Origin of the sequence: Gordonia sp. (in: high G+C Gram-positive bacteria), from assembly GCF_049299075.1 — a bacterium.
Classification (GTDB): domain Bacteria; phylum Actinomycetota; class Actinomycetes; order Mycobacteriales; family Mycobacteriaceae; genus Gordonia.
Genome location: NZ_JBAQWU010000130.1, coordinates 1 through 6,300 on the forward strand (window position 1 = coordinate 1; position 6,300 = coordinate 6,300).

The 6,300-nt window shown below is 64.2% G+C and carries 5 protein-coding genes and 1 pseudogene; 5 read left to right on the forward strand and 1 reads right to left on the reverse strand.

What is annotated here, in order from left to right:
• Positions 1–310: 310 nt before the first annotated feature.
• The 5 genes and pseudogenes from WAW85_RS04405 to WAW85_RS04425 all read left to right on the forward strand — a co-directional run bounded on the left by WAW85_RS04405 (position 311) and on the right by WAW85_RS04425 (position 4,913).
• Positions 311–610, forward strand: coding sequence for a hypothetical protein (locus WAW85_RS04405; protein WP_422558431.1), 300 nt, complete (start codon positions 311–313; stop codon positions 608–610).
• Between the two features lie 44 nt (positions 611–654).
• Complete coding sequence (locus WAW85_RS04410; RefSeq protein WP_422558432.1) at positions 655–1,821, forward strand: MAB_1171c family putative transporter; 1,167 nt, start codon at positions 655–657, stop codon at positions 1,819–1,821.
• A complete protein-coding gene (locus tag WAW85_RS04415) occupies positions 1,818–3,182 on the forward strand; it encodes a cytochrome P450 (protein ID WP_422558433.1) in 1,365 nt (454 codons plus the stop codon). Before WAW85_RS04410 ends, WAW85_RS04415 begins: the two co-directional genes overlap by 4 nt.
• Before the next feature lie 160 nt (positions 3,183–3,342).
• A pseudogene (locus WAW85_RS04420) lies at positions 3,343–3,683 on the forward strand (transposase); the annotation flags it as partial.
• Between the two features lie 201 nt (positions 3,684–3,884).
• Complete coding sequence (locus WAW85_RS04425; RefSeq protein ID WP_422558434.1) at positions 3,885–4,913, forward strand: site-specific integrase; 1,029 nt, start codon at positions 3,885–3,887, stop codon at positions 4,911–4,913.
• A 62-nt stretch (positions 4,914–4,975) separates the two neighbouring features.
• Here the strand turns inward: WAW85_RS04425 and WAW85_RS04430 are convergent, their stop codons facing one another.
• On the reverse strand, positions 4,976–6,082 hold the full coding sequence (locus tag WAW85_RS04430) for an XRE family transcriptional regulator (protein WP_422558435.1): 1,107 nt from the start codon (positions 6,080–6,082) through the stop codon (positions 4,976–4,978).
• Positions 6,083–6,300 lie beyond the last annotated feature (218 nt).

Sequence of the window (6,300 nt, forward strand, 5' to 3'; positions counted from 1 at the left end):
ATCGTCGACCATGCGCGGCACCTCGAACGACTGCCGCCAGTAGACGGTGCACGAACCGACCCGCCCAAGCACAAGTAGCAGCCGCAGTTCAGGGCCGGATACGATGACGCGACTGACAAACGCGCAGATGCTGGAATTGGCTCGCCGCCAGCCTATACCGGTGCCCTGGGACCGAGAGGCCCTCGTGCGCAACGTCTCTGAGATGCGCGGGCGTCTCATCACCCTGATTCCCACGAACACGGCGGACCTAGCGGACAGCCCGTGTGGGCTCTGGCTTGCCCGCGACGATGACGACCTAATCCTGCACGAAGTGGGCACCACCGACTATCACATCGATCACATCGTTGGGCACGAACTAGGCCACATCTTGCTCGACCACCGCCGAACACCGGCCTTCGGCGACGATCACGCGCGCAAGAACGATCTGTGTCGCCAAGCGATGCCCGACCTGGACCCCGAAACGGTACGTGCGGTGCTGGGGCGCGTGAACTGCGACAGCGACCAAGAGCGTGAGGCCGAGACATTCGCGTCACTACTGATGATTGCCGCCGCCGAGGCAAATGACCCCACGTCAACGATGATGCGCAACGCCTTCTTCCGGCATCGATGACCTCTACCGTTCCCGCCGCCCTCGCGTGGCCTCTGATCGCGTTGATGTCACTTCTTCTCACAGCGCGCCTGAAATGGTGCAGGACCAATCTCTACGACTGCTACTACACCAACTTGATGGCGTTGGTCCTCATAGCGCAACTGCTGCGGGAGCACGCCGTGGAGGACGCGCTCACCCGCGGTGCCCTGATGTCGGTCACCACCGCTCAACAATTGGCGTTCGTGGCAATGATCTTCGCCTCCACCGAACTGATCGGGTTCACCATGTTGTGGACGGGACTGTCGCCCAGCGAAACTCGCCGGTGCCATCGCTACTACCGCGCCGCCGCCGTGGGCCTATGCATAGCCTTCCTCGTTGCAGCCACCCGTGCCCGCATCGCTGGCCTGACCCTCGAAACATCTGGCGGCTGGGACGCGGTCGTGGCATGGGCCCTTTACCTCACCATGATCCTGGCGCTGTCGGCCCGGGTGATGTGGATGTTCGGTCAGGAACTCCGCAAGAGCACACGTCGGCGTGAATTCGTCCTGGCAGCTGGCGGTTTACTACTTGGCGTCGTCACGGCTGCGGGTTGCCTGGAGGCCCTACTGTTGGCCCTCACCGACCAATTGGGGTGGACCGACACCCTGGAATTCCGACGGTGGTTTCACGGATTCGAGTTCTTCGGCATCGCGCTCGCCGTGTTCGCCCTCGGCACGGTCACGGTGGCTTCCCGGCTCATTGGCTCCCTGGGCCTCGATCACACCAGCCGCGCCTGGAGAGGTCTTCAGCCGCTGCGGACGAGCATGGTCACCATCACCCCGGAGTGCGGTTTCGACGTCGCCCACCCTGGCGAGGGCCGACGGCAAAAGACCACCTTGCAGCTGCACCACACCATCATCGAAATCCGCGACGCCCTGCTGCACTTGCGGCGCTATTCGCACCCCGCATCGACCGCAGAACGAACCCGCTTCCTCAGCGCACACCACGTGCCGCCGCGCGAACACGCCACCGCCACCCGCGCCTACGAATTCGCCCTCGCAGCACGCGCCAAAGACGCCGGCGCTCCGCCTGGGCCAAATGGCCCACCACCAGACCTACGCTTACGATCAACCACTCTCAGTGACGAGGCCAAGCACCTGCTGGCACTCGCGAAATGGTGGACCCCCGCCTATGCGGCCACCGTGAGGCCCAGCGCTGCGAACCCTGATGTGAAAGCGAGTCCGCTACCGTGACCCCAGACGCACCGAGCCGTTTCCGGTTCCCCATCATCGGCGACCTCATGACGATGAACGCGAAGAGGCCAGTCCAGCAGGTCACCGCGAAACTGGTCGAAACCGGCGCGGGAATGATTCAAGCCCCCATCGGTCAACCGGTCGTCTTTCTGGCCGACGCCGCCCTGGTCGATGAAGTCAACGATGAATCTCGTTGGCAGAAACACCTCGGACCCTCGCTGCGCCGACTCGGCGACCTCCTTGGTGACGGATTGTTCACCGCGGACAACGATGAGCCCAACTGGACCAAGGCACACGACGTCCTCGTGCCCCTCTTCACCCGAGCCGCCATGCAGCGTTACCACGACACCATGACCGCGACGATCGACGAACTCGTCGCCTCTTGGCGACGCAAGAGCGCTCGCGGTGGCTGGACCCGCATCCCCGACGACGCCAACCGACTCACCCTTGAAATCATCGCCCGCGCAGCAATGAGTTTCACCTTCGGCGACCTCGGCGACCTACGCCAACCTCCGTTCGTCACCACCTTTCTGCGTGAACTCGCCTACGCCGACCGGCACACCACCGACGACCTGGACGACAGGAAGCGACAGCACGCCGCCGACAAGACTGCGATTCGTCAGCAGGTTGCCGGCATCGTCGCCACTCGGCGTCGGCAGGCAACCCCCGGGACGAACGGCGACCTGCTCGACGCCCTCCTTGACAACCCTGATCCCAACACCAGCGCTGAACTCGGCGATGACAACGTCGTCAACCAACTCTTGACCCTGCTCGTCGTCGGAAGTGAAACCTCCGCAAACGCAATTTCCTTCGCGCTGCACTTTCTTTCGGAAAACCCCCACGTGGCAGCACGCGCTCGCAGCGAGGTGGACGCCCTGTGGGCCGCCAGCGCCTCTCAAAACATCGAATTCGACGATGTGGACCAGCTGACCTATCTCCGGTGCATCATTGACGAGACCCTTCGGCTGTGGCCTGCCGCGCCCGGATACTTCCGCCGCGCACGCCACGACACCACCATCGGCGGGCAACATCACTTCCGCACAGGCGAATGGGTGTTCGTCCATCTGATCGCCGCCCACCGCTCCAACCCCTGGGGCCCCGATGCCCACGTGTTCAATCCTGACCGCTTCCTCCCTGAAAACCTCGACCAACTTCCCAAACGCACCTACAAACCGTTCGGCACGGGCCCGCGATCGTGTCTCGGCCGCCGATTCGCTACCCACGAGATGCTCCTGACCCTTGCCGCCGTCCTTCACCACTTCGACCTGCAGCCGCGGCCGGGCTACACACTCACCGCCACCGAAGCCATGACCCTCAAGCCCTACGACCTCACGCTGCGCCTGAGCCCCCGCCCCAGCTGACAGCCCACTCGCTCCCCGTCTCCACGGATCTGTCCGGACAGCGACGACGTCAAAGATCTCGATTGGTCTTGATCGACCTGCTGGGTTTGCGGCCTCCTCGGATTTAACGGTGTTTTCGGCCTGACACGCTGAGCGATGCTCGGCGAGAAAGGTCGCCGTGATGACGACACTGAATGACGTGGCCAAGAAGCAGGCGGAGCAGTCCGCTGAGCAGAAAGCAGCGGTCGAGCTGGTCCGGCTGGCCCAGGAACAGGGCCTGTCACTGACAGGGCCCGACGGTTGCTCAAGCAACTCACCAAGACGGTCCTATAGACCGCGCTCAACGAGGAGATGACCGAGCACCTCGGCTATGAGAAACACGATTCGCCCGAGGCGGGGACGGGCAACGTCGGCAACGGCACCCGCGCCAAGACGGTGCTGACCGACACCACCGGCCCGGTCGAGATCATCGACGTGCCGCGAGATCGGGCAGCAACGTTCGAGCCGCAGATCGTCAAGAAGGTGTCCGGGCATGTCGGCGGTGCGGCGGGTTGGCGGAGGTGGTCGCGCCATCGCGAGTCATGCCTCATCCTTGCGGTGGAGCTGCTGCCTGCAAAAGGCGTGATGGGTCGAAGTTCGTCTAGTCGAAAATGGAGTAGATTTATTACCGGGGATAATGCAGGGAATCCCGTGTAATCGTGGCCCGATGCCTAGGCTGTCCCAGTGACGACCGGCGAGCACTCCCCCGTCTCGTCGAGCCCGACCCACCCGGTCGCGGTGGTCTCCGGCCAGACCCTCACCGCCGCCGAGGCCCGCTACGTCGACGCCGCCCGGGCGGCGAACACCGTGCGCGGCTACCGCGCCGACTGGACCGACTTCACCACCTGGTGCGACACCGCCGGCCACACTCCCCTGCCCGCGGACCCCGCCACCCTCACCGGCTACCTCACCCACCTCGCCGCCCGAGGATTGAAGGTCGGCACCATCAGCCGGCGGCTCTCAGCCATCACCTTCGCCCACACCGTGCACGACCTGCCCGACCCCACCACCGGAGCCCGCGTCCTGGCGGTCTGGGAAGGGATCCGCCGCACCCACACCACCCCACCGGTCCAAGCTCTCCCGTTGATGCCGCCGCTGCTGCACGACGTGCTGGACGCCTGCCCGGCCACCCGGACCTGGGCCTCTGCGGATCGGGATCCCGAACCCGACCTCGCCGGGCTGCGCGACCGCGCCCTGCTCCTGATCGGCTTCGTCACCGCCCTGCGCCGCAGCGAACTGGCCGCCCTGGACGTCGTCCACTTCGCCGAGCACCCCCGCGGCCTGGTGCTGTCCATCGGTCGGTCCAAGACCAACCAAACCGGCGCGCAACCCGAACTGGTCGTAATTCCTCACGGTGGCCATCCCCGGCGTTGCCCCGTCACCGCCCTGCGCGCGTGGCTCGACGCCGCCGACATCACCACCGGACCCGTCTTCCGACCTGTCTCCAAGGGCAACCACGCCCTGAACCGCCGACTACACCCCGAATCGGTGAACACGTTGGTACGCAACGCCATTCGCCGCGCCGGCGCCAATCCAGCCGGTTACAGCGCCCATAGCCTGCGCGCCGGCTTCGTCACCCACGCCCACCTGCGCGGCGCCTCCGACCGCGCCATCGCCCACCAAACCCGCCACCGCTCCCTGGCCACCCTCGGCACCTACGTCCGCATCCACACGGTGTGGGACGACAACGCCGCCACCCAATTAGGGCTTTGACCCGCAGAGGCGGCATGCGCGGCGGTGTTGAGCGTGGGACGGCCTGTGGCACAAGGCCTTTGCTATTCCCAGCGCGGGAGGACATCGCTGACCGAGGGGGCATTCTTGGCCAGTGTTGTCCGCCAATCCAAGCGGCCCCGTTTCTGCAGTTGGCCAATTAGCACGATGCGCGCGAGTCCGAGTTTGTCGGCAGTCTGTTCTACCCATGGCGCGTTGATCCGGGCGGGCACCGGCGGGTGTCCGTTCGGAAAGATCCACGTGCCGGCGCCGTCGTTGGCTTCCTTCTCACGGATTGACTCTGGTGCGTCACTGTCGTCCAGCTCCTCGACGATGGGTGCGTCGTCGACGTGTCCACGGAGAATGTGGGCGATCTCGTGGAGCAAGGTGAACAAGACTTTGTCGAGGCGTTTGCCGCGTCCAGATAGCCCGATGACCGGGTAGCCGTCCACGAACATCGCGCACCCGTCGATCTTGGCGCCGGGTAGGGCTTCGACGTAAACCAGCCGGACGCCCGCATCGCGTAATTGGTCGGGCAGCGTGGTGAAGTCCTCGGCTGTCTGAACCGACCGTGGGAGTGCTGCGGCAAGTTTGTCGAGCATTTCGCGCGAATAGTCGTTGGCTGGAGGCCACTTTCTAGCTTGTTTTCGAACGCAGGCGACCCATGCTTGCTGCAACATGGTGATGTCTTCCTCGGGGTTCGCGCGCCTGGCTGCTGCTCCTAGCGCAGGCTGACCGTCGATCGAGGTGAGTTCGAACAACTCCATCACCTCGGCCTCAAGCTCGTCCAGCGTCGAACCGATCAAGACTTTCCTCTTCCGTAGAAGAGGAATGGGTGCGAGCTCGTTCAGGCGGGCCCGGCGTCGCACGTCGTCGAGTTTCGCTTGCGTCGTCGGATTCTTTGCTTGCTGGGCCAGAAGGTATTGGTCCTGCAACTTCAGCCAGAATTCCGGCGTTTGGGAGAGAGCCGCGCCGATCTGGGCGGCCGATTCGCGGGTGATCTCTTTCTTGCCAGTCACGATTTCGGATACGAATTGGGTCGGACGGTCAATCACGGCGGCGAAGTCGGCTTGCGACCATCCCCGAAACTCGAGTTCTTCGCCGAGAAGTTCGCCGACAGGTGTCTGATTGATTGGTAGTGAGTTTTCGTCTTTGTGTGCGGTGTTGCTCATCGCTGGGGTTCCATCTCTGCTGTCAAGACCCCGAAGACCACAGCGCCGTGGTTGTCAGAAGTCTTGAACGTGAGGTCAATAACGCGGCCGGAACTCAACGTCGCCCGGGCCCGTGTGGGGTCACCGGAATGGTCGGGTTCGATCCGCAGCAAGCGCATGTTCCGCAGGTCTGTTTCGACGTGAGCGGCACGTACGCACTGGATGAGACGGTGAAACTC

Excerpts from the sequence above, each read along its gene's own strand:
- WAW85_RS04410 (WP_422558432.1), top strand. The coding sequence starts at position 655 with ATGTCACTTCTTCTCACAGCGCGCCTGAAATGGTGCAGGACCAATCTC.
- WAW85_RS04430 (WP_422558435.1), bottom strand. The coding sequence starts at position 6,082 with ATGAGCAACACCGCACACAAAGACGAAAACTCACTACCAATCAATCAG.